16 protein-coding genes, 1 tRNA gene and 4 pseudogenes are annotated in these 21,906 nt (G+C 66.1%); 10 read left to right on the forward strand and 11 right to left on the reverse strand.

What is annotated here, in order from left to right:
• Positions 1 to 531 (forward strand): annotated as a pseudogene (locus ACX80M_RS15585) (zinc-binding dehydrogenase); the annotation flags it as partial.
• A gap of 10 nt (positions 532 to 541) precedes the next feature.
• Here ACX80M_RS15585 and ACX80M_RS15590 read toward each other — a convergent pair.
• The 5 genes from ACX80M_RS15590 to ACX80M_RS15610 form a co-directional block, all read right to left on the reverse strand.
• Positions 542 to 1,042, reverse strand: a complete 501-nt coding sequence (locus tag ACX80M_RS15590) for a sensor histidine kinase (protein WP_459309942.1) — start codon at positions 1,040 to 1,042, stop codon at positions 542 to 544.
• Positions 1,039 to 1,227, reverse strand: a complete 189-nt coding sequence (locus tag ACX80M_RS15595) for a histidine kinase dimerization/phospho-acceptor domain-containing protein (RefSeq protein ID WP_459309943.1) — start codon at positions 1,225 to 1,227, stop codon at positions 1,039 to 1,041. The genes ACX80M_RS15590 and ACX80M_RS15595 overlap by 4 nt, the downstream gene beginning before the upstream one ends.
• A gap of 11 nt (positions 1,228 to 1,238) precedes the next feature.
• Positions 1,239 to 2,213 carry a hypothetical protein gene (locus tag ACX80M_RS15600; protein ID WP_459309944.1) on the reverse strand — a complete coding sequence of 325 codons (975 nt, stop codon included), beginning with the start codon at positions 2,211 to 2,213 and terminating at the stop codon, positions 1,239 to 1,241.
• Between the two features lie 70 nt (positions 2,214 to 2,283).
• Positions 2,284 to 3,657 carry a DNA repair protein RadA gene (gene radA / locus ACX80M_RS15605; RefSeq protein ID WP_459309945.1) on the reverse strand — a complete coding sequence of 458 codons (1,374 nt, stop codon included), beginning with the start codon at positions 3,655 to 3,657 and terminating at the stop codon, positions 2,284 to 2,286.
• Positions 3,658 to 3,856: 199 nt separating this feature from the next.
• Positions 3,857 to 4,984: an FUSC family protein gene (locus ACX80M_RS15610; protein ID WP_104063030.1), complete on the reverse strand. Its 1,128-nt coding sequence runs from the start codon at positions 4,982 to 4,984 to the stop codon at positions 3,857 to 3,859.
• Between the two features lie 233 nt (positions 4,985 to 5,217).
• Between ACX80M_RS15610 and pstS the strand changes: the two genes are divergently transcribed.
• From pstS to pstB, 4 genes are all read left to right on the forward strand, one after another.
• Positions 5,218 to 6,339 carry a phosphate ABC transporter substrate-binding protein PstS gene (gene pstS, locus ACX80M_RS15615; RefSeq protein ID WP_252612042.1) on the forward strand — a complete coding sequence of 374 codons (1,122 nt, stop codon included), beginning with the start codon at positions 5,218 to 5,220 and terminating at the stop codon, positions 6,337 to 6,339.
• A 102-nt stretch (positions 6,340 to 6,441) separates the two neighbouring features.
• Positions 6,442 to 7,374, forward strand: coding sequence for a phosphate ABC transporter permease subunit PstC (gene pstC / locus ACX80M_RS15620; RefSeq protein WP_104063028.1), 933 nt, complete (start codon positions 6,442 to 6,444; stop codon positions 7,372 to 7,374).
• Entirely contained in the window at positions 7,375 to 8,487 is a 1,113-nt protein-coding gene (gene pstA / locus ACX80M_RS15625; protein WP_459309946.1) for a phosphate ABC transporter permease PstA, read from the forward strand. It begins immediately after the preceding gene.
• A gap of 79 nt (positions 8,488 to 8,566) precedes the next feature.
• A complete protein-coding gene (pstB, locus tag ACX80M_RS15630; protein WP_058930354.1) occupies positions 8,567 to 9,346 on the forward strand; it encodes a phosphate ABC transporter ATP-binding protein PstB in 780 nt (259 codons plus the stop codon).
• 78 nt (positions 9,347 to 9,424) lie between these two features.
• Here the strand turns inward: pstB and ACX80M_RS15635 are convergent, their stop codons facing one another.
• The 3 genes from ACX80M_RS15635 to ACX80M_RS15645 all read right to left on the reverse strand — a co-directional run bounded on the left by ACX80M_RS15635 (position 9,425) and on the right by ACX80M_RS15645 (position 11,986).
• Positions 9,425 to 10,438, reverse strand: coding sequence for an inorganic phosphate transporter (locus ACX80M_RS15635; protein WP_252602467.1), 1,014 nt, complete (start codon positions 10,436 to 10,438; stop codon positions 9,425 to 9,427).
• Between the two features lies 1 nt (position 10,439).
• A complete protein-coding gene (locus tag ACX80M_RS15640; RefSeq protein ID WP_252602466.1) occupies positions 10,440 to 11,057 on the reverse strand; it encodes a DUF47 domain-containing protein in 618 nt (205 codons plus the stop codon).
• A gap of 269 nt (positions 11,058 to 11,326) precedes the next feature.
• The gene (locus ACX80M_RS15645) at positions 11,327 to 11,986 is read right to left on the reverse strand and encodes a hypothetical protein (protein WP_056347859.1); all 660 of its coding nucleotides are present in this window, start codon (positions 11,984 to 11,986) and stop codon (positions 11,327 to 11,329) included.
• Positions 11,987 to 12,190: 204 nt separating this feature from the next.
• Between ACX80M_RS15645 and ACX80M_RS15650 the strand changes: the two genes are divergently transcribed.
• Positions 12,191 to 12,263 (forward strand) — tRNA-Lys (locus ACX80M_RS15650).
• Positions 12,264 to 12,373: 110 nt separating this feature from the next.
• Here ACX80M_RS15650 and ACX80M_RS15655 read toward each other — a convergent pair.
• Positions 12,374 to 13,291, reverse strand: a complete 918-nt coding sequence (locus ACX80M_RS15655; RefSeq protein WP_459309947.1) for an ANTAR domain-containing protein — start codon at positions 13,289 to 13,291, stop codon at positions 12,374 to 12,376.
• 607 nt (positions 13,292 to 13,898) lie between these two features.
• Here ACX80M_RS15655 and ACX80M_RS15660 point away from each other — a divergent pair.
• The 3 genes and pseudogenes from ACX80M_RS15660 to malQ all read left to right on the forward strand — a co-directional run bounded on the left by ACX80M_RS15660 (position 13,899) and on the right by malQ (position 17,829).
• The gene (locus ACX80M_RS15660) at positions 13,899 to 14,483 is read left to right on the forward strand and encodes an HhH-GPD-type base excision DNA repair protein (RefSeq protein WP_252612048.1); all 585 of its coding nucleotides are present in this window, start codon (positions 13,899 to 13,901) and stop codon (positions 14,481 to 14,483) included.
• Positions 14,484 to 14,489: 6 nt separating this feature from the next.
• Positions 14,490 to 15,492: pseudogene (locus ACX80M_RS15665) on the forward strand (LacI family DNA-binding transcriptional regulator).
• 114 nt (positions 15,493 to 15,606) lie between these two features.
• Entirely contained in the window at positions 15,607 to 17,829 is a 2,223-nt protein-coding gene (gene malQ, locus ACX80M_RS15670) for a 4-alpha-glucanotransferase (protein WP_459309948.1), read from the forward strand.
• 45 nt (positions 17,830 to 17,874) lie between these two features.
• On the opposite strand, the gene ACX80M_RS15675 is transcribed toward malQ, so the two are convergent.
• Together ACX80M_RS15675 and ACX80M_RS15680 are read right to left on the reverse strand one after the other, a co-directional pair.
• Positions 17,875 to 20,700 carry an FAD-binding and (Fe-S)-binding domain-containing protein gene (locus ACX80M_RS15675; protein WP_459309949.1) on the reverse strand — a complete coding sequence of 942 codons (2,826 nt, stop codon included), beginning with the start codon at positions 20,698 to 20,700 and terminating at the stop codon, positions 17,875 to 17,877.
• Positions 20,700 to 21,218, reverse strand: a pseudogene (locus ACX80M_RS15680) (L-lactate permease); the annotation flags it as partial. The pseudogene ACX80M_RS15680 and the gene ACX80M_RS15675, both read right to left, overlap by 1 nt.
• A 77-nt stretch (positions 21,219 to 21,295) precedes the next feature.
• Here ACX80M_RS15680 and ACX80M_RS15685 point away from each other — a divergent pair.
• A pseudogene (locus ACX80M_RS15685) lies at positions 21,296 to 21,718 on the forward strand (TraM recognition domain-containing protein); the annotation flags it as partial.
• Positions 21,719 to 21,906: the final 188 nt, after the last annotated feature.

Raw genomic sequence — 21,906 nt, forward strand, 5'->3', positions numbered from 1 at the left:
CGAACCCGCGTCGGTGGCCTGGCACGCCGTCGGACGTGCCGGGGACGTGGCCGGCAAGAGTGTGCTGGTGATCGGCTGCGGCCCGATCGGCGCCCTGGCCGTCGCGGTCCTCAGACGTGCCGGCGCGGTTCGGATCACCGCCGTCGACGTCCATGCCAAACCGCTGGAGATCGCCGCCGCCGTCGGAGCGGATCACACCCTGCAGGCCGGGGACACGGACGCGATCGCCGCGGTGCAGGCCGATGTGGTCATCGAGTCCTCGGGCAGCCACCACGGCCTGGCCTCAGCCATTCAGGGCGCGGGGCGCGGCGGTACCGTGGTCATGGTCGGGCTGNGTCCTTCCGCTTCAACAACGAAATCGACGACGTCATCACAGCCCTCGCCGACGGCACCCTGCACATCGGCCCCGTCATCACCCACGAATACCCCCTCAGCCAAGGCCTGGAAGCCTTCGAAACAGCCAGGAACTCCGCCACATCAGGAAAAGTACTCCTCAACTTCCAACCGGCAGGCGCAGTGCTCCAGCCCTGAGAACTGTCGTTCAGGACGCCGGCAGGACGAATGTCGCCTTGGTGCCTGCGCCAGGCGCGCTGGTGAGGCTCATCGAACCGCCGTGGCCTTCAACGATGGTCTTGCTGATGGGGAGCCCCAGGCCCGCCCCGGGGATGGCCGTTTCGCGGGACCGCGCGGAGCGGAAGAATTTGGTGAACGCCTGCTCCTGGTCTTCCGGGCTCATGCCGACGCCGGGATCGGTGATCGAGCAGACGAGGTCCGTGCCGGTGCGGTGCGCCCGGGCGGTGATGCGGCCGCCGTCGGGAGAGTATTTGATCGCGTTGGCGAGCAGGTTGCTGACCACCTGGCGGATCCGAAGGATGTCCATCCGGGCGGTGAGCGACGGCCCCACCGCCAGGACCAGTTCAAGGCCCCTGTTGGCGGCCTGGGGGAGCGTGAAATCGACAACGTCGGCGAGGAGCCGGGCGAGGTCAGCCTCCTGCAGCGAAAGGTCCACATGTTCAGAGGCCACCGCAATCAGATCGTTCACCAGGCCCAACAGCTGCGTCGCGTTCCGGTGTACCACCTGCAGTTCGGCTTCGATCCCTTTATGCCGGGTTCCTCCAGAACGAGTTCGAGGTAGCCGAGAATGGACGTCAGGGGCGTTCGCAGCTCGTGGGAGACGGTGCCAACGAAGTCGTCCTTCGCGGCGAGCGCTGTGATCAGGGCTGTCACGTCCACCAACGTTATGACACTGCCGCTGCGCGCTCCGTCCCTGGAGCAAATGGCGTGCGCGCTGACGGAAAGGCGCGCTGGTCCTTTTCATCGCCTGCCCAGATCAGCTCGTCCGTGAACATATCGCCCCGGGCAACTCGGGCAGCGGGGAGCCCGCCGGAAGGCACCGGCGTCGCCCGGTCGCTGAGCAGCAGGGTGGTAGTGCTCTCCGCTTCGGTCAGTCGGGCCAACGTCGGATCATCGCGCATGGCCCGGTTGATCAGGACATTGTTTCCGTCCTTGTCCACCACCCAGACGCCCACTCCCACCGCCACCAGCACGGCGTCCAGGAGCCGCTGGCGGTCCACACTCTCAGCAAGCGTTTCCGCCAGGGCCTGGTCTTTCCGCAGCAGCGCTTTGCGCTGCCGGTGGAGTGTTCCTGAGACGATATGCGCGGAGACGGCGATTGCGGCCATCACCAACGGCAGGAAGACGGTCCGGATCATCGACCCCTGGGTGGGCGGGGAGCCGAGGGCCGCGGCCGGGATGACGGTACTGAGCACGACCCCCAGGACAGCGAGGAGCACCCTGCTGCGCTGGCGGCCCACGGACAGCCAGATCACGGGGAAGACGAGCATCAGGCTCAAGACATTGAAGCTTGGCCCGCCGGCTTCCCTCGTAAAGCCAATGGCAAGGCAATCCAGGACCGGAATCACACTCAACACGCTGGCCGGCAGCCTGCCCCATGGGATAGCCGCACACGCAACGAAGATGACCGAATGGCCCAGCAGCGCCAGCCTGAAACGCTCATCCACGAGGGTTTCAGGGCTGAACAACGCAGCGGCCGCCACGATGAGGACCACCGTCACCGTCAGCGGCAGGTGGCTCAACACCACGCGCCCGCGGGCGTCAAGGCCCCCGAATAGCGCGTCGATCCTCCCTGCGAGAAGACCGTCGTTTGGCGGTTCCTGGCCCGGCGTCGAGCCATTTCCTTGCGTTTGATGCATCAGTCTGTCCCCCAGACACAGCCGTGATGACCTCCGGCTGCCTGAAGGTCGTTGTGAAAGCCTGGCTGCCCTACCCGATCAGCAGGCTCAACGCCTCCGTAAGGTGCTCCACTTCCCGGACGGAGAAGCCTGGTGGCACGGGTCCGGGTCCGTTGTGGCTGGCCGGGACCACTGCGTGGGTGAAGCCCAGACGGTGTGCTTCCTGGATGCGCTGGTTTATGCCGGGCACGGGCCGGACCTCGCCGGCCAGGCCTACTTCGCCGAAAGCGATCAGCCGGATGGGCAGGGGCTTGCGGGCCTTCGCGGACGCGACGGCAAGGGCAACGGCGAGGTCAGTGGCAGGTTCACTGAGCTTCACACCCCCCACGGTGGCCACGTAGGAATCGTCCTTGTGCAGCAGGCAGCCGGCACGCTGCTGCAGCACCGCCAGGAGCATGGACACCCGTGAACTGTCCAGGCCGCTGGTGGCCCGCCGGGGCTGCGAGTTGGCGCTCTCCGCAAGCAGCGACTGCACCTCGGCCAGCAGCGGCCGCCGCCCTTCCATGGTCACCGTGATGCAGGTGCCTGAAACAGGGTCCTTGGTGCGGCTGACGAACAGCCCACTAGGGTCCGTCAGCCCTTCGATGCCGTTCTCATTCAGGTCAAAACAGCCGACGTCGTCCGTGGGCCCGTACCGGTTCTTCACCGCGCGCAGCATCCGGAGCCGGGAGTGACGTTCGCCTTCGAACTGGCAGACCACATCCACCAGGTGTTCGAGCAGCCGCGGCCCCGCGATTGACCCGTCCTTCGTCACGTGCCCCACCAGCAACGTGGTCATGTTCCGGCGCTTGGCCGCCGCGATGATGGACGCCGCAACCTCACGTACCTGCGAGACGCCGCCGGCGCTGCCGTCGACGTCTGCGCTGCTGAGCGTCTGGACCGAGTCCACAATCAACAGCCGCGGCTCGATCTTCTCCACCTGCCCCAGTGCCTGCCCCAGGTCCGTTTCGGCGGACAGGTACAGGGAATCCGCGACGGCGTCGATCCGTTCGGCTCGCAGCTTCACCTGCGCCGCGGATTCCTCGCCCGTGACATACAGGACATCCTGCGCCGTGCGGGCGAACTTGGCCGCGACATCCAGCAGGAGGGTTGACTTGCCCACACCAGGTTCACCGGCCAGCAGGATGACCGCACCCGGGACCAGGCCGCCGCCCAGCACGCGGTCCAGCTCGTCCACGCCGGTGGGCAGGAAAGCCGCCGTAGTGGCATCCACCTCGGCAATCCGGCGAGCCGGCTCCAGAACTGTGGTTGCCGCCGTCGTACGCGCTACGGCGGCGCCGGTTTCCTCAACCGTGCCCCACGCCTGACACTCGCCGCAGCGCCCCACCCACTTGACCGTGGTCCAGCCGCATTCGGCGCACTTATAAGCCGGCGCTTTGGACGCCCGGGAAGTCTTTGTTGCCATGGGTTCCACCCTACTGGCGGGCACCGACAGTATTGGCCCGAGAGAGGGCAGCAGGCAGCGCGGGGGGTTGACCTATTTGGAGGGCAGGCACCACTGGTGATGCCGGGGAACGCACAGGAACGCTCAAGACCCGCGAGATGACAGCACATGCCGATGGCAGGCCTCGGGACTGGCGCGAAGTGCCATCTGGGCGACAGCGCTACAACCCCGGCAGCACGTCCCGGGCCTCGCGCGCATCCATGCCGGTGGCCTCCAGGAGGTCCACCATGAGTGGCCGGAACAGCATCACCACAGTCTCACCCTCAAGCCGCTCGACCTCCAGCAATTTGGGGTGCAGCCTCATCGCGATCTCGCTGAAGTCCTGCCGGGCCGTACGAAGATGGGCGCGGCGCACGCCGTCCTGCGTTTCCGCCAGGCCGAGCGACAGTTCATCAATCGCGGCCGCGGTTTCCTGGAGCACGTCGGCGATGTTCGCGGTGGCGTTGTCTGAAAGCGCGGCGTGGTTGATGGCGCTGGTCAGCCGGCGTGCGAAGACGCGGCTGTTCCTGAGCGCAAGGTCGATGAAGTCAAGGGAATTCTCAAGCCGGTCGAGCTCGTCGCGGTGCCGGCGGTGGGCCGGTGCGAGGGTGGCCACTTCACCGGAAGCGCGCAGGGAATGGCGCATCGCGTCCACGAGCGGCTGGCAGTTCCGGCCGCGGATCAGCGCGTGCCAGGCCTGCGTGGAGTCGCTTTCGGTCAGGGCGGTGGCGCATTCCCGAAGCACTTCGGCCAGTTCGTGGAGCAGCTTCCGGACATCCTTGCGGGGCTCCCGGCGCGGATCCTTCGGAATCAGGATGGTCACCAGGAGGGCGAAAAGGCCACCCACCACGGCGTCCAGGCTGCGCGTGAAAGGCCCGCCGTCCGGCGCCGGCAACAGCACCACAAGCAAGGATTGCAGGCCCAGCTGCGTGGTGAAGATGTTGCCGCTGTCCAGGAAACGGGCCAGCAGGATGGAGAACAGAAGTACGACGGCGGCCTGCCAGATTCCGCTGCCCAGCCAGTGCTGCAGCAGATCACCGACGGCGATCCCGATGGTGCAGCCGAGGCCCACCTCCATCACCCGGCGCAGCCGCGGGTCACGCGAGAAGCCCAACGCGATCAGTGACGATGTGGCCGCAAAGAGGGGTCCGGAGTGCCCCAGGACGTACTCGGCGAAGGCATACGCCCCCACCGCGCACGCGGTCATCTGGACGGCGGGAACCAGGGAATTCCGGCTCCGGACCAGGCCGGTCCGGATGCGTCCGCGCAGGAAACGCCTGCTTGCTGAGAATCCTGCTGCTGCGGCCATGCCCTCCAGTCTATTTGCCGGCCCGGCACCTACGCCCGAAAGTGTGACCTGCGCAATGGTGACGCTGCAGTTGTAAGCCAATATGCTGCCGTCGTTAATCTCCTGTTCATCTGCGGCCGCCCATCCCGTTACCTGCGGCCCATAGATTCGTTGAAGGTACAAAACGTACGCATCGCGCTGCAGGGCGTCTCCGGTCCTGCCGCCGCTGAATATCCCTGGAAGGGGTACATCTAGTGAAGGCACTCCGTTTCGGCCGCCACGCGGCTATCGCTGTAATCGCAGTCGGCGCACTCGCGCTCACCGCCTGCGGTTCAGATAACGCCACGGGCAACACGCCTGCAGGCAACCAGACTTCCGCCGGCCCCAAGGTCACCGGCACGCTGACGGGCATCGGCTCTTCCGCGCAGGGCGCAGCGATGGACGCCTGGAAGACCAGCTTCGCCGCCGCCAACCCCGGCGCCACCGTGCAGTACTCCCCGGATGGCTCCGGCGCTGGCCGCAAGGCGCTCGTGGACGGGTCAGCCCAGTTCGGCGGCTCGGATGCCTACCTGAAGGACGAAGAGTTCGCATCCTCCAAGACCGTCTGTGGCCCTGACGGCGCCATCAACATCCCGGTCTACATTTCCCCGATCGCGGTTGCCTTCAACCTCCCGGGCATCACCGAGCTGAAGCTTGACGCAGCTACCGTTGCCAAGATCTTCCGTGGCCAGGTCGCCAACTGGAACGATCCGGCGATCGCCGCCCTGAACCCGGGAGTCTCCCTCCCGGACCTGAAGGTCACTCCCGTGAACCGCTCTGACGATTCCGGTACCACCACCAACTTCACCGAGTACCTTGCGGCTGCTGCTGCGGATGTTTGGACCGACAAGGCTTCCGGCGTTTGGCCTGCAAGCCTGCAGGGCGAGAACGCCAAGGGAACCTCCGGTGTTGTCAAGACCGTCACCGATACCCCCGGCGCAGTGACTTACGCAGATGATTCCGCAGTCAGCGGCAAGCTCGGCGTTGCTCAGATCAAGGTTGGCGAGTCCTTCACCAAGATCTCCGCTGACGCAGCCGCAAAGGCTGTTGATGCAGGCAAGCCCGTTGAAGGCCGCACCGCCAACGACCTGTCCATCAAGCTGGACCGCAAGACCACAATTGAAGGCGCATACCCGATCGTCCTGGTCTCCTTCCACGTTGTCTGCGCCACCTATGACAAGCAGGAGACCGTTGACCTGGTCAAGGCCTTCGAGAACTATGTAGTTTCCAAGGAAGGCCAGCAGGCCGCCGCCGATTCTGCCAAGTCCGCGCCGCTGTCCTCGGCCCTGGCCGAGAAGGCCGTCAAGGCCATCGAATCCATCAAGGTCAAGTCCTAGTACCTGTCCCTGAACCATGTTCCCCGCCACGCCGAAAGGCGGGGCGGGGAACTTTGGCTTGTAAGCTCGATTTAGGCACCGCCCACAACCGAAGGGTCTGGAATGACCGCCACCCCCCTGACTAGTTCCCAGGGCGCAGGCCGCGCCGGGGATAAGATCTTTTCCGGCGCCGCCCTGACCGCCGGGTGCCTCATCCTCGCCGTCTTGTTCGGCGTGGCACTCTTCCTTGTTGTCCAGGCCATTCCGGCGCTCACCGCCCCGGCCGCCGAGATCCAGGGCGGCGAAGGCTTCTTCGCCTACATCTGGCCGATCGTTATTGGCACCCTCATTGCGGCCACCATTGCCCTGGTGATCGCGACACCCATCGCCATCGGCGTGGCCCTGTTCATCTCTCACTTCGCCCCGCGCGGACTGGCGTCCGGCCTTGGCTATGTGGTGGACCTCCTGGCCGCCATCCCGTCGGTGATTTACGGTGCCTGGGGCGCGGCGTTCCTTGCCAAGGAAATCTCCCCCGCCTACAACTGGCTGGCCGAGAACATGGGCTGGTTGCCCATCTTCCAGGGTCCCGCCTCTGCCACGGGCAAAACCATCCTGACCGCGGGCATTGTGCTCTCGGTGATGGTCCTGCCGATCATCACGTCCCTGAGCCGCGAAATCTTCCTGCAGACGCCCAAGCTACATGAGGAAGCCGCCCTGGCCCTCGGCGCCACGCGCTGGGAAATGATCAAAATGTCGGTCCTGCCGTTCGCCCGTCCGGGCATCATCAGCGCCGTCATGCTGGGCCTGGGCCGTGCGCTGGGCGAGACCATGGCAGTTGCCCTGGTCCTCTCTTCCGGTGCCCTGACAGCCAGCCTGATCACGTCCGGCAACCAGACCATCGCCGCGGAGATCGCCCTGAACTTTCCCGAAGCGAGCGGCCTGAAGGTCAGCACGCTCATCGCCGCAGGCCTGGTCCTGTTTGTGATCACCCTAGGCGTGAACATGATTGCCCGCTGGATCATCACCCGGCACAAAGAATTCTCGGGAGCCAACTAAATGTCCTCCACTCTTACCCCCGTGCGCAGTAAGCGTTCAGCCCTCACCAAAGGCCAGCTACCCAAGTACGCGCCGTACGTTGTCCTGGGACTCGCGCTCATCGTGGGCGCGGCAATCCTGGCACTGATCGGGTTCAATGCCTTTGGCTGGGGCATCGTCTCGGCCATCCTCTTCGCTGCCGGCCTGGTGGGCTGGAGTGCGGCGGTGGAAGGCTCGCGCAAAGCCAAGGACAAGCTGGCCACCTGCCTAGTGGTGGGCTCGTTCCTGATCGCGCTGCTCCCACTGATCTCCGTGATCTGGACGGTGCTGGTCAACGGAGTCCCCGGCCTCATCGCCCCGGGCTTCCTCACCAGCTCCATGAACGGCGTCACGGGCGTCTACGACAATAAGGCCGTTGAAGAGGGTGCCCCCGTTATTGGTGGCATCTACCACGCCCTGTTGGGCACCATCCAGATCACGCTGGTAGCCACCGTGATCTCCGTGCCCGTCGGACTGTTGAGCGCCATTTACCTGGTGGAGTACGGCCACGACGGCCGTTTGGCCCGTGCCATCACGTTCTTTGTGGACGTTATGACGGGCATCCCGTCCATCGTGGCCGGCCTGTTCGCCGCAGCGTTCTTCTTCGCCGTGGTGGGGCCCGGCACCAAAACGGGTGCCGTCGCCGCCGTCGCGCTTTCGGTCCTGATGATTCCCGTAGTGGTGCGTTCCAGCGAGGAAATGCTCAAGATCGTCCCCAACGAACTGCGCGAAGCGGCCTACGCGTTGGGTGTGCGTAAGTGGCGCACCATCCTCAAGGTGGTTATCCCGACGGCGATCTCCGGCATCGCGTCCGGCGTCACCTTGGCGATCGCCCGCGTTATCGGTGAGACTGCGCCCATCCTGGTCACCGCCGGGTTTGCCACCAGCATCAACAACAACGTGTTCGGCGGCTGGATGGCCTCGCTACCCACGTTCATCTACACCCAGATCCTGAACCCCACCTCGCCGGCGAACCCGGACCCGTCCTCGCAGCGGGCCTGGGGCGCCGCCCTGGTGCTGATCATCCTGGTAATGGTGCTGAACCTTGGCGCCCGGCTGGTCGCCAGGACCTTTGCTCCCAAGACCGGCCGGTGAAATTTTTACAGCAGGCCATTCCGGTCCTCGCGGCCAAACCCTAGACTTCAATCCGTACCCCAGCAAGTGAAGGAACACCATGTCTAAGCGCATCGACGTCAAAGACCTGAACGTGTACTACGGCGATTTTCTGGCCGTGGAGGATGTCAGCATCAACATCGAGGCCAAGTCCGTAACGGCCTTCATCGGTCCCTCAGGCTGTGGCAAGTCCACGTTCCTGCGCACCCTGAACCGCATGCACGAGGTTCTGCCCGGCGCCCGCGTCGAAGGCGAAGTCCTGATGGACGGCGACAACCTCTACGGCCCCGGCGTGGACCCCGTGACGGTGCGTTCGCAGATCGGCATGGTCTTCCAGCGGCCCAACCCGTTCCCCACGATGTCCATCCGCGACAACGTGCTGGCCGGCGTAAAGCTGAACAACAAGAAGATCTCCAAGGGCGAGGCCGACGTCCTCGTAGAGAGGTCCCTCCAGAGCGCCAACCTCTGGAACGAGGTCAAGGACCGCCTGGAGAAGCCAGGATCCGGCCTGTCAGGCGGCCAGCAGCAGCGCCTCTGCATCGCCCGTGCCATTGCGGTGGAACCGCAGGTGATCCTCATGGACGAGCCGTGCTCCGCGCTGGACCCGATCTCCACGCTGGCCATCGAGGACCTTATCAACGATCTCAAGGACCAGTACACCGTGGTGATCGTGACCCACAACATGCAGCAGGCCGCCCGCGTTTCGGAAAAGACGGCGTTCTTCAACATCGCCGGTACCGGCAAACCGGGCAAGCTGATCGAATACGGGAACACTCAGACCATCTTCAACAACCCCAACGTGAAAGCCACCGAGGACTACGTCTCCGGCCGCTTCGGATAAGCCCCACCGGCTCCCTAACCTCGCAAGCTCGGCCAGGGAGCCGGTGGGGACAGTCGATGCGGCGTTTAAAGCTTGCGCTCAGCCCGCCAAAGGTGACATCGCCAAGGCCAGCACGAACGCCCCGGCAGCGGTTGCCGCGGGGGTCAGGACCCACAGCCCCAGAATGCGGATCACCAGCTTCCGGTTGGTCACGGAGAAGTTCTGGTTCTCGCCTGCGCCCAGCACGGCGGACGTCACGATGTGGGTGGTGGACACGGGCCAGTGCAGTCCGATGGCGCCCACGAACAGGATCACCGCGCTGAAGATCTGGGCCACAGAGCCCCGCAACGGGTCAATCCGGGTGATTTTGTAGCCGATGGTTTGAGAGATCCGCCAGCCGCCGAAAAGCGTTCCCACCGTTATCATCACCGCGGAGAGCAGCGCCACCCACATGGGGATAGTGCCGCCGTCGGAATATCCAGCCGCCAGCAGGGCCAGCAGCAGCACGGCACTGATCCGCTGGCCGTCCTGCAGGCCGTGCCCGAATGCCACGGCGCCGGCGGCGATGGACTGGCTGCGGCGGAAGCGTTGGTTGACAACGTTGGGCTGGGTGTAGCGTGCCGCCCACGTGACTGGGAAAACCAGCAGGAACGCGCCGCTGTAAGCAACCAGTGGCGACAGGAGCAGCGGCAGGACCACCTGGAACAGCAGCGACTCGTTCACCGCGCCCACACCTGCGCCGCCCACGGCCAGGCTGGCCAGACCGGCGCCGCCCAGCCCTCCCACCAGGGCATGGGTGGAGGACGCCGGGATGCCGCGCCACCACAGCAGGACACCCCAGACGCAGGCGCTCGCGAGCCCTGCAACCAGCATGCTAAGGCCGTTGGTGCCGTCTGGAAGGCTGATCCAGGTCTGGCTGATGGTTACCGCCAGGCTGGCGCTGAGCAGGGCGCCCAGGAAGTTGAAGAAGGCCGCAAGCAGCACGGCCACGCTTGGCGTGAGCGCCCGGGTGCGGACAGCCAGCGCAACGGACGTGGAGGCGTCCCTGAAGCCGTTCAGGAAGGCAAATCCCGCGGCCAGCACAACCACCGCAGCAAAGATGACTGCGGTCACCTCAGGATTCCTTGACGATGATGCTGCCCACCTGGGTGGCAATGCGCCGCATGTCCTTGGTGACTTCCACCAGCTGGTTGGCGATGTCGCGGTGGCGGGAATACTGCGCCCACTTCATTTCGTGGATCATGTCCGCCACCCAGACCCGGTGCGACCGTTCGGCGCGCTTGGCCAGCCGCAGGATCTCGATCCAGTAGTCCTCCAGGTCATCGAGGTTGTTCAGCCGGCGCATGGCGTCCACCGTGAGTTCGGCCTGCCGGCTGATGACATCCACCTGGTCCGCCGCCCGTTTTGGCAACCGCTCCAGCTTGTACAGGGCCACCAGCTCGGCGGCGGCATCCAGTTTCTCGATGGCCTCGTTGAGGTAGCGGGACAGTGCGTACATGTCTTCGCGGGGTAGCGGGTTTACGAAGCTGGTGCGCATGTGGGTGAGCAGGGCGAAGTGAAGCTCAGCGGACGTGGCCTCGTGGTTGTGCATGTCGTCCACGAGTTTTGCGTGCTCGGACGCGGGGACGCCAAGGATCTCTGCCATGGTGGCGCTGGCGTGCACAATTTGCTGGGCCATCTGGGACAGCAGGGTCAGCCCTGCGGGCTCCTGGGGAAAAAGGCGCAGCTTCACGTTGGGATACCGGTCTCCGGGGATGTACAGGGGTCGGGGGCCGCCCACTTGTGACTTGACGCAGGCCAGCAGCTGATGTTGATTCTACCGGCCCAGTGCCCGCGGCCTGTAAACAGGCAGAAAAATGGTGCCGAACCGGATACGCCTCTCGGCGGTAGGCCGCTCTAGGCGGCTAATTGTTGAAGCCCGGGGGTTTCGCGGCTCGACACCAGTTTCAGTGTTCTACGTTGCTTGGCCCAAGTCAACATTGACAGACCTGCGCCGGTGGTTCAGTCGAGCTCGCCCAGCCGCCAGGCGTTTGCCGCATGTTCAAGGTCCTCGGCCGTCTTCACGAGCTGGTGCGAGTTCCGCGTGAGCTTGCTTGCGTGGGCCTCGTTGCCGAGCTCGGCACCGTCGGCGATCGTCGCCTGGCCCAGCGCCACCACGCGGCAGAACGCGGCGGAACGTTCCAGCGCGACGTCGAACTCGCCGTCGAACGCTCCGGAGAGAATGGCGTCAGCCATGGTCCGCATTTCCTCGGCTCCCGGCGGTTCAGCGGCGCCGGCCACCACGTTGGAAACCTGCGCGGTGTCCTTGCCTGCCCGGAAGTACACGGAGATCCGTTCGGGGTCCTGGACGGTGGCGGCGCGCAGGGCGTACAGCCGCCAGAGGGCGCCGGGCAGCGAACGCGCCGGGCTTTCCGCCCACATCTCCGCGATGGCCTCCAGGCCCTGCTCGTCGGTCAGCTTGACCAGGCGTTCGGTGATGACGGGATCGTCGCTGTCGCGTCCGTGGCGCACCAGTGCCTGGGCGGCGAGGTGGGCGGCCTCGGAGACGCGCGCAGGATCGGGGCCGCCTGCGAACGGCTCAAAGTCGATGGGGGCGAACGGCTTGGGCTTGTGATGCCGGTTGGCTCCGCCGTAGTGACTGGGTCCTGCTTGTTCGCTCATGCTCCCACGCTACTCCTGTGCCGCGCGGGAAATCGAGTACTGTTTGCAGCCAGGATGGACCTTGCCAGCGCCGGTGACGCTGTGCGGAATTCGGAACATACGACGGCGGCGGACAACCTGCGTGCCAAAGCCGCCCCGTGTGTGGGGTAAAGTATTTTACGTCCAGAAATGGACTGGGCTGATCGGTCGTTTGACCGTCGGCTGGGGCCTTTAGCTCAGTTGGTAGAGCATCGGACTTTTAATCCGTGGGTCGTGGGTTCGATCCCCACAGGGCCCACCCACGCGGAAGACCAGAGACACTTCGTCTCTGGTCTTCTTTCGTGTACACCCCAGCACGGGCATGGGCAGGGGCATGGGCATTGGCCAACGTGGATGACCTGAGGAAGCCTAATGCTCGAAATGCGTGTCCGGTGCTCCGCCTGGCAGGTTCGCCAGGATGCCCTCAGCCACCTTGCGGAGCTTGATGTTCCGGTGGCTGGATGCCTTGGCGATGATGGCAATTGCGTCGTTGTAGGAGCACCTGTTCTGCGCCATGATGACGCCGCAGGCAATGTCGATGGACGTCCGGCTTTCCAAAGCTGACTGCAGGTCCGACGCCCTGGTGCTGGCCGACTCCAACTCAAGGGCCAGCCTGAGGCCGCGGGACGCGAGGTCAGTGAAACTGCGGGCCTCGGCGGTGACGTGCAGCGGGAACGCCTGGGGGCTGGCTGCGAAGAAGGCGAGGGCGGCCTCGGTGCCCTCATCCAGGGAAAGCCGCAGGCCCAGGACGCTGTCGAACCCGGCGTCCTGCAAGTGCGGCCGGTAGCGTCCCCAGCGGAAGTCGGAGGCCACGTGGTTCATGGCCGCGGTCCCTGTGCCGGTGAGGGCTTCGGTCAGGGGGCCTTCGCCGACTTCCTTTTCCAACCGGGCCAACGTCGCGGTCCGCGTGCCCGTTCCAGCGGTGGTTCTGGAGCGTTTGGCCCGGCTCATGACCAGGGCGCATTCGATGGGAACGCCGGCGAGCCGGCTCAGCGTGGCGGCTCCCAGGTGGGCCAGGATCTCCAGGGAGTCAGACAGGTCCTTCGAGCCGGTGACCAAGTCAGGGATAAGCCCGTCGGCGCCGACCATCCCGATGGTGAACGCCTTGGCTGCCGGTTCCGCGCCAGGACGATCGCCCGGTGCCGGGATGGGCCTGCGGTCCGGGATTGCCGCCGGCCCCGGATGCGGGGCTGCATGCTGGGTGGTGTGTTGGGCCGGATGAGCGGGCGCTGGCCTCCTGCCCGCCGACGCGTGTGCCTGGGAAGCCTCGGATCGGGAATACTTCACCTTCGCCTCCCGCCGGCACACCAGGAACTGATTGGAAGCGTTTGATGAATGTGAAGCGTGGAGGACAAAGGGCCGGCGACGGCTGGGGGAGAGGCCTTGGTCTCTAAGACCTCCTCGTCGCCGGCCCCGCTTATTTCCCGGACCCCTTGGAGCGGGAAAACGCGGCTGTCGAGTCGTGTATTCATCCTTCCCACAACCCCCTAGTGAGACATCCAAACCAGTGCGGTTTGCGAGTCTTAACTCATTAGTCGAACTTAGTTCTGGCGGGGCCCCCGGCAACCGCGTAATCGGTACTTGTTTTTCAAATTAGGTAGTACTTGGTTTTTCGGAAGAACTACTCAACTCCGCGCTGATGAGTTCTCCTCCGCCGGGACGATCACCATGAGCCGGCGTTCAGCGTCGGACCCCTCCGGCGACGGAGTTTCGGCGCCCTCGTCGAACACCTGGAACTGACCCGCGAACTCGGTGTTTTCACGGTCCGGTACCGGGCGGCAACTTCGTGTCCGGATACCGAGTTTTTGTCCACGTAATGCGCAAAACGACTGGCGAAGTCCCATTACATGGACAAAAACTCCAGGTCATGACGCAGGCCGCGGGAGGTGGAAAGATGAGGGCCATGGAACTGCATATCACCGGTGACCCGGCCGCCGACCAACTGCTGACCGATGACGCGTTTGCGCTGCTGACAGGCATGCTGCTGGACCAGCAGGTAACCATGGAATCCGCCTTTGCCGGGCCGGAGAAGATCCGGGCCCGGATCGGGTCCATCGCCCCGGCCGCGGTGGCCGCGTACGAACCTCAGGCTTTCGTCGACGTGTTCAAGGAACGGCCGGCGGTGCACCGGTTCCCCGGCTCGATGGCGGGACGTGTCCAGGCGCTCGCCGAGACGGTGCAGCATGACTGGGACGGCGACGCGACGCTGATCTGGACCAAGGGCGACCCGGACGGCCCGGAGGTGCTGCGCCGCCTGCAGGCACTGCCAGGATTCGGGGAGCAGAAGGCAAAGATATTCCTTGCGCTCCTGGGGAAGCAGCGCGGGCTGAACGCACCCGGCTGGCGCGAGGCCGCCGGCCACTACGGCGAGGAGGATGCCTTCCTTTCGGTTGCCGACATCGTGAGTCCCGAATCGCTCGCCAAGGTGCGGGCCAGCAAGCAGGCAGCAAAGGCGGCGGCCAAGGCTGCCAAAGGCTGACCGCTCATGGCAGTGACCATGAACGATGTGGCGCGCGTCGCCGGGGTGTCGTTGAAGACCGTGTCGAACGTGCTCAACGACTACGAGTTCATCCGGCCGGCCACCAGGCAACGGGTCCAGGATGCCATTGCCGCACTGGGCTACGAGGCGAACCTGACAGCTCGCAGCCTGCGCTCCGGGAAGACCCACATGCTGGGCCTGGTGCTGTCCGACCTCGCGGCGCCGTACTACGCAGAGCTGGCCTCAAGGGTGATGGCGGCGGCGGAGCGGCGCGGCTACCGCGTGCTGGTGGAAGTCCGGCGCCCTGGAAGCCAACGAACTCGGTGCCCTGCAGGGTCCGCTGCGGCAGCTGACCGACGGACTCCTGTTCACGCCACTCGTCATGAGGGCCGATGCCGTCGCCTCCCACCGCGGCAGCAAGCCGGTGGTGCTGCTCGGCGAGCACATTCAGGTTCCCCGGCTGGATCTGGTCACCATGAGAAACCAGGACGCCGCCCAGGCCCTCACCGCCCACCTGCTGGCCGGAGGCCGCCGTCGTATTGCCGTGCTCGGCGCCCATCCTGGCGAATCAGCGGGCTCGGCCGGCCTGCGACTCAACGGTTATCGGAGCGCACTGGAGGACTCCGGTGTCCCGTTTGACCCGGCCCTGGTGGCACCCGGGGAATGGCGCCGCGACGGGGGAGCAGCCGCCGTCGCCGGCCTCCTGGAACACGGCATTCCGTTCGACGCCGTCTTCGGGCTCAACGACGCCCTCGCCCTGGGCGCCATGCACGAACTGCTCGTCCGTGGCGTGAAGGTGCCCCAGGACGTTGCCGTGGCGGGCTTTGACGACATCGACGAGGCACGGTTCGCCTCGCCGTCGCTCACCACCGTGTCGCCCGGCATGGATGAGATTGCGGAACGGTCCGTCGGGTTGCTGATCGACCGGATTGACGGGCTGGAAGCGAGGGCAGACGGGGTCCACGCGGAGGCGGGCTTTGACCTGATAGTCCGGGATTCGGCGCCCTGAGGGCTGCCGCCGGACTATCGTTGGCTGCAACAGTCGTGCGCGGGGGCGTGTTGCTCCCGTGCGTCAGCAAGCAATGTAAGTTCGGGCCCATCACACCAGACGAGGCGGACATCCATGAAGGCTCCAGACCAGCAGCACGCTCAAATTTTCGGCACACCGGTTCCACCGGGCTATGGTGATGCCGCCGGTCATGAGCCCGTGGACCGGCACCTGCTCCAACGCCTCGCCGACGTTCACGGCGTGGGCACCTCGTTCCACGGCTGGGACGGGCTGCCGCACAGCGTCGCCCCGGAGACCCTGACCAAGGTTCTGGCGGCGCTGGGCGTCCCCGCCCACACGAACCAACTGATCGAAACTGCCTTGGCCGAGGCGGAAGTGGCGCCGTGGCGGCGGATGCTGCCGCCCGCCGTCGTGGTCCAGCAGGGCCAAACCGCACTGGTTCCCGTCCACGTCCGGGACGGTTCGACAGCGCGTCTGACAGTTGTGCTCGAGGCCGGTACGGGCGAGCCCGTGGAAGCTGTCCAGCAGGACGTCTGGGTGCCGCCCCAGGAGGTGGATGGTGTGGCCACCGGCCGGGCCACGTTTGCCGTGCCGGAGGGGTTGCCGTTGGGCTGGCACACACTGCAGGCAGAGTCCGACGGCGTCACAGCCGAGGGCGCGCTGGTGGTGGTTCCGGCGCGGCTTACCACCGCCGATTCCTTGGTGGAGCGGCGGGGGTGGGGCCTGGCAACCCAGCTCTATTCCGTGCGGTCCAAGCGGTCCTGGGGGATCGGCGACTTCGCCGACCTCGCGGACCTGGCATCACTCAGCGGCGCCCGTGGCGCGGACTACGTGCTGGTCAACCCACTGCACGCCGCGGAACCCGTGCCGCCGGTCCAGCCCTCGCCCTACTCGCCGTCCACGCGGCGCTTCTTCAACCCGCTGTACATCCGGGTGGAGGCCATCCCGGAAATCGCCTACCTGAAGCTGCGTAAGCGCGCAGCGGTGGACAGCCTGCAGGAGCAGGTCCAGGTCCTGAACAAGGACGGGGAACGGCTGGACCGGAACGCCGTGTACGCCGCCAAGCTCCAGGCCCTGGAACTCCTGTATCACGCCCGGCGCTCGCCGGCGCGGCAGGCAGCGTTCGACGAATTCTGCCGGATCTCCGGCTCCGGGCTGGATGACTTTGCGCTGTGGTCCGCCATCCGGGAAGACCTGGCACCGGACCATCCGCTGTGGGCCGACCCGGACTGCGCGCTGGGATCCCCTGAAGCGGAGTCACTGCGCCGGAAGCTTGCGGACCGGATCGGGTTCCACCGCTGGCTGCAGTGGATCTGTGATGAGCAGCTTGAGAACGCGCAGCAGGCGGCGCGCCGGGCGGGGATGCGGCTGGGCGTGGTGCACGATCTTGCCGTGGGCGTGGACCTCAGCAGCGCCGACGCCTGGACCCTCCGCGGTGTCCTGGCGCCCGGGATCAGCGTGGGGGCGCCGCCGGACATGTACAACCAGCTCGGCCAGGACTGGAACCAGCCGCCGTGGCATCCAGCCCGCCTGGCGGAGGCCGGCTACGCGCCGTTCCGCAACATGCTCTCCACCGTACTCCGGCATGCCGGCGGCATTCGGGTGGACCACGTGCTGGGCCTGTTCCGCCTTTGGTGGGTGCCGGCCGGCAACTCCCCGCGCGACGGCGCCTATGTCACGTACGACCACGAAGCACTGATCGGTATCCTGGCACTGGAGGCCCAGCGTGCCGGCGCCGTGGTGATCGGCGAGGACTTGGGAACCTTCGAGCCGTGGGTGCGCGACTACCTCGCTGCCCGCGGCATCCTGGGCACCTCCATCCTCTGGTTCGAGAACGACGGCGATTCACCCCTGCCGCCGGAGCTGTACCGCACGCAGGCCCTCGCCAGCGTCAACACCCACGACCTGCCGCCCACCGCCGGCTACCTGGCGGGCGACCACGTGGCTCTTCGCAGCAGGCTGGGCCTCCTGGCACGCCCCGAGGCGGAAGAGCGGGCGGAGCACACGGCCACGCTCGAAAAGATGATGGGGCTGCTGCGGGAACGCGGCCTGCTGCCTGAGGGTGGCTACGGCAGCACCGGCAGCGAGGAACGCACCATCGAGGCGCTGCACCGCCTGCTGGCCCAGACGCCGTCGGTCCTTCTCGGCGTGGCCCTGGTGGATGCGGTGGGGGAACGGCGCGTGCAGAACCAGCCCGGCACCACCGAGGCGCTGTATCCGAACTGGCAGGTCCCGCTCGGTGATCCGGACGGCCGCGCGATGCTCATTGACGACCTCCCCAACAACGCCCGGTTCAACTCCCTGCTGGCCGCGGTTTCGGAGGCGCTGCGCGGCTGACCCATGCCGCAGCTGACCTCGATCGGTAACCCGCTTAGCCGTGGGTCAGCGGGTAACCTCCTCCAGGAGTTCCAGCACGTGGCGGTACTGCGCGCCGGTTGCCCGCGTCATACCCAGTTCGCAGGTCCGGTTGCAGGACGCGTGCGCCGCAGCGCCCATGTCCGCTACCTCCGCGGCCTGCTTCGCGGTAGCTGATGCCGTCAGCTCAGGGTGCAGCATCCCACGGTCCCCGGCGAATGCGCAGCAGCCCCAGTTTTCCGGCACCTCCACGCGGTCGGCGACGGCGCCGGCCACGGCACCGAGGGCATCGTTGAGGCCCATCCGGGTGGAGGAGCAGGTGGGGTGCAGGGCCAGGGACTCCAGCTTCCCGTGATCGGGCAGCCCAGGAAGGATCCGGTCCGCGGCGAAGTCCACGGCGTCCACCATGCGCAGTGGACGCTGCCCTGCTGCCGGCGTGTCCGATTCGACGGCCTGGCGCAGGCCCTCGGTGCAGGAGGACGCGTCGCAGACGATGGGCAGTTCGCCGTCCTTGGTTGCCTCCCGGAGGGCTGCCAGGGTCTTCTCCCGCATCGTTTTTTGGCCTGCGGCCATACCCTTGGAGGACCAGGGCGTGCCGCAGCAGAGGCCATCGATCCCTTCCGGGACAAGGAGCGTAATCCCTGCCCTGGCACAAAGCTGTTCAAAGCTGTACTGGACGCCGTGCCCTTGGCCGTCCTGAGCCGTACCCGCGGGCCCGAACATGGTCCCCACGCACGCAGGGAAGTAGACAGCGTCCACTTCGCCCGCCGGCGTCGGACGCTTCCGCACCGAACCGCCGCCCGGCAGTTCGGCCGAATACAGCGGGACTGTGTCTTCCCCAAGCACTGCCCGCGCGGCCTTATTGGGCGGGGCGATGGCGGCGGCCGGGAGCTTGTTCACCACAGTCAGGGCCAGCGAAGCACCCCGGGTGACGCCTTCCCAGTGCTTGGCGGCGGCATTCCACGCCCCGTTGGCGAGCGGGCCGGCGTCGGCCTTCCGCAGCTTCTTTACCAGCGATCCGGTGTTGATGTCCACCGGGCAGGCGGTCTGGCACATTCCGTCCACGGCGCAGGTGTCCACAGATTCGTACTCGTAGTCCTTTTCCAGTTCCGTGACCAGCGCAGTGTCTCCGGCCAGCCGCGCGGATTCGATGGCGCGCAGCGTGACGATCCGCTGCCGCGGCGTGAGGGTGATGTCCTTGCTGGGGCACACCGGCTCGCAGTAGCCGCCGGAGACACAGCGGTCCACCTCCTCGGCGACCGGAGGCGCCGTCTTGATGTGCCGCAGGTGCGCCAGCGGGTCCTCGTCCATGAGGACGCCCGGGTTGAGCATCGCGGCAGGGTCGAAAAGCCGCTTGATGCTGCGCATCACGTCGTAGAGCTCATCGCCGTATTGCCGGCGGACGTACGGGGCCATCACGCGCCCGGTGCCGTGCTCGGCCTTCAGCGATCCGCCCTCGGCCAGGACCAGGTCCACCATGTCTTCGGTGAAGGCGCTGTAACGGTCCAGTTCTGCGGCGGTGGCGAAACCGTCGGTGAGCATGAAGTGGACGTTGCCGTCCTTGGCGTGGCCGAAGATCACGCTGTTGCCGTAGCTGTACTTGTCGAAAAGCCGGATCAGTTCCCGGCAGGTGCGGCCCAGCACCGGGACGGGGACCACAATGTCTTCCAGCAGCGCGGTGGTGCCCTGGGGGCGCGCACCGGCGACGGAGGCGTAGAGGCCCTTGCGCAACTGCCAGAGCTGGCCCCGTTCCCGGGCGTCACCGGTGAACCGGGCGGGGGTGGAGAGCCCCAGGCCCATGAGGATGCCCTCGCCGTTGACTTGGAGCTCCGCCAAATGTCCGGCGCTGCCGGCGGAGTATTCCACGAGCAGGGCGGCATGGTCCCGGACCGCCAGGTCCTGCACGACGGCGGGCGTTCCCTTGAGCGTCTGGCCCACCTTCAGTGACAGCGCGTCCATCAGCTCAATGGTTGCGGCCCCTGTTTCTACGAGGGCAGGCAGGGCCGCGTTGGCCGCCTCGAGGTCCGGAAATACCAGCAGGCCCGCGGCGGCGTGCTGGAGCCGCGGGATGGTGCGGAAAATCGTCTCTGCCACGAAACCTAGGGTGCCTTCGCTGCCGACAATCAGGTGGGCCATGATGTCCACCGGGCTCTTGAAGTCCAGCAGGGAGTTCAGGCCGTAGCCCATAGTGTTCTTCATGGAAAACTGCTGCCGGATCCGGTCGACGGAGTCGGGGTTGTTCCGGACGCGCTCCGCCAACCGGGCTAAACCTTCGTAGAGTTCCGGTTCGAGGGCGCGGAGCTTTTGGTCGGCGTCGACCGCCCCGGTGTCGATCACGGTGCCGGAAGGCAGCACTACGGTCAACGACTCCAGCGTCCGGTAGGTGTTGTCCACGGTCCCGCAATTCATGCCGGAGGAGTTGTTGGCCACCACGCCGCCGATGGTGCACGCCGCCTCGCTGGCCGGATCCGGGCCGAACTTGCGGCCGTAGCGGGCGAGCCTCGCGTTGAGCGCCCGTACGGTGACGCCGGGCTGTACCCGGACCCGCGCGCCGTCGTCAAGCACTTCGATGTCCCGGAAGTTGCGGCGCACGTCCACCAGCACGCCGTCGGTAACCGCTTGGCCGCTCAGGCTCGTTCCGCCGGAGCGGAACGTCAGCGGCACACCCTGGGCAGCGCTCGCACGCAGCAGCCCGCCCACCTCGGCGGCGCTCCCCGCCGTGACCACAGCCTGCGGGATCAGGAGGAAGTGCGAGGCATCGTGGGCGTTCGCGTGCAGGTCGATGGCCCGGGTCTTCACCTGGGTGGGATCCTTCACCGCCGCGCGTAGGCCAGCTATGTCCAGGGGTGCCATCAGGGGACCATCCAGCCCAGTACGGGGGTGGACTGCAGGAAGATCAGCACGGTGATGAGCGCCAGCAGGCCGAGGCTCCAGCCGAGGAGCTTCCGGAAGAGGGTGCCCTCTGCACCGTCAAGGCCCACCGCGGCCGAGGCCACCGCCAGGTTCTGCAGCGACAGCATCTTGCCCATCACCCCTGCGGAGGAGTTGGAGGCGGCCATCAGCACCGGAGAAAGGCCGGTCTGCTCCGCTGCGGTGGTCTGCATCTGGCCGAACAGCGAGTTGGAGGAAGTATCGGAGCCGGTGAGTGCCACACCAATCCAGCCAATCAATGGTGAGAGGACGGCGAAGAAACCGCCCGCGGAGGCCAGCGCGAAGCCGAGCGTAGTGGTCTGGCCGGAAAGGTTCATCACGAAGGAGAGGCCCAGCACGGCCGTGACGGTAACGATGGTCCAGCGCAGCTGTACCAGGGTGTCCCGGTAGATGCGAAGGCCCTGTGATGCGATGATCTTGTACAGCAGCATGGTGAGCAGGTGTAACGACATATGAGGAGCAGGCTCATGAGCTCTACCCACGCGGTTACCGTCCCGCCCCCCCGTCCTGGTCACAGGGCGTTGAACTGTGGGGAGAGGCGAACATGCGGAAAATCTGGTCGGCCGCCAACGTCAGGGTCTACGGCGGCGGCGTGGCCGAAGAAGTCTTTCTCCGGGCACTCTCGGACCTGATCGGGGATTACAGCTACACCAACGTCTCCATCTCGCCCGGCAAATCAGGCTCCAGCCGCTCCCGGCAGGAAGGTAAGGAGCGCGTCTTCGATGTCCCCAACCTCGCGGAACTCGACCGGGGCCGCGCCGTGGTCCTTGCCTCCGGTGCACCGGCCACGCTGGTCCGGACCCTGCCCTGGTACACCGGAACCCACAAGGAAGCTGTAGAGGCGTCCATCAAGACCTACAGCCCCCGCCCTGAAGGACCGACCATACCGGCGGAACCGGCGGCAGCTGAGCCGGCGGCCAATCCCTGGGTCACGACGTAGGAGGTTCTGAGATGAACAGCGATATCGGACTCTTCAGCACAGCTCCCGCTCCCGGCGACACAGAGAGGGGTGGCTTGTGAATTGGTAAATTATCCGACGTTAGTCCTGTCGGAGGTTGGCCTTAACCGACGTCCACGGGGCAAGTATTGGTTCTTGCGCACTCTTTTGGATCCGCTGTGACGAGCGCG

Source organism: Pseudarthrobacter sp. MDT1-22, assembly GCF_054511035.1.

What these genes read in the sequence shown, in the direction of transcription:
- ACX80M_RS15610 (WP_104063030.1), bottom strand. Translation starts at nt 4,984, where the DNA reads ATGGCCGCAGCAGCAGGATTCTCAGCAAGCAGGCGTTTCCTGCGCGGA.
- pstB (WP_058930354.1), top strand. Translation starts at nt 8,567, where the DNA reads ATGTCTAAGCGCATCGACGTCAAAGACCTGAACGTGTACTACGGCGAT.
- ACX80M_RS15660 (WP_252612048.1), top strand. Translation starts at nt 13,899, where the DNA reads ATGAGGGCCATGGAACTGCATATCACCGGTGACCCGGCCGCCGACCAA.
- ACX80M_RS15600 (WP_459309944.1), bottom strand. Translation starts at nt 2,213, where the DNA reads ATGCATCAAACGCAAGGAAATGGCTCGACGCCGGGCCAGGAACCGCCA.
- malQ (WP_459309948.1), top strand. Translation starts at nt 15,607, where the DNA reads ATGAAGGCTCCAGACCAGCAGCACGCTCAAATTTTCGGCACACCGGTT.
- ACX80M_RS15645 (WP_056347859.1), bottom strand. Translation starts at nt 11,986, where the DNA reads ATGAGCGAACAAGCAGGACCCAGTCACTACGGCGGAGCCAACCGGCAT.
- ACX80M_RS15675 (WP_459309949.1), bottom strand. Translation starts at nt 20,700, where the DNA reads ATGGCACCCCTGGACATAGCTGGCCTACGCGCGGCGGTGAAGGATCCC.
- pstC (WP_104063028.1), top strand. Translation starts at nt 6,442, where the DNA reads ATGACCGCCACCCCCCTGACTAGTTCCCAGGGCGCAGGCCGCGCCGGG.
- pstA (WP_459309946.1), top strand. Translation starts at nt 7,375, where the DNA reads ATGTCCTCCACTCTTACCCCCGTGCGCAGTAAGCGTTCAGCCCTCACC.
- radA (WP_459309945.1), bottom strand. Translation starts at nt 3,657, where the DNA reads ATGGCAACAAAGACTTCCCGGGCGTCCAAAGCGCCGGCTTATAAGTGC.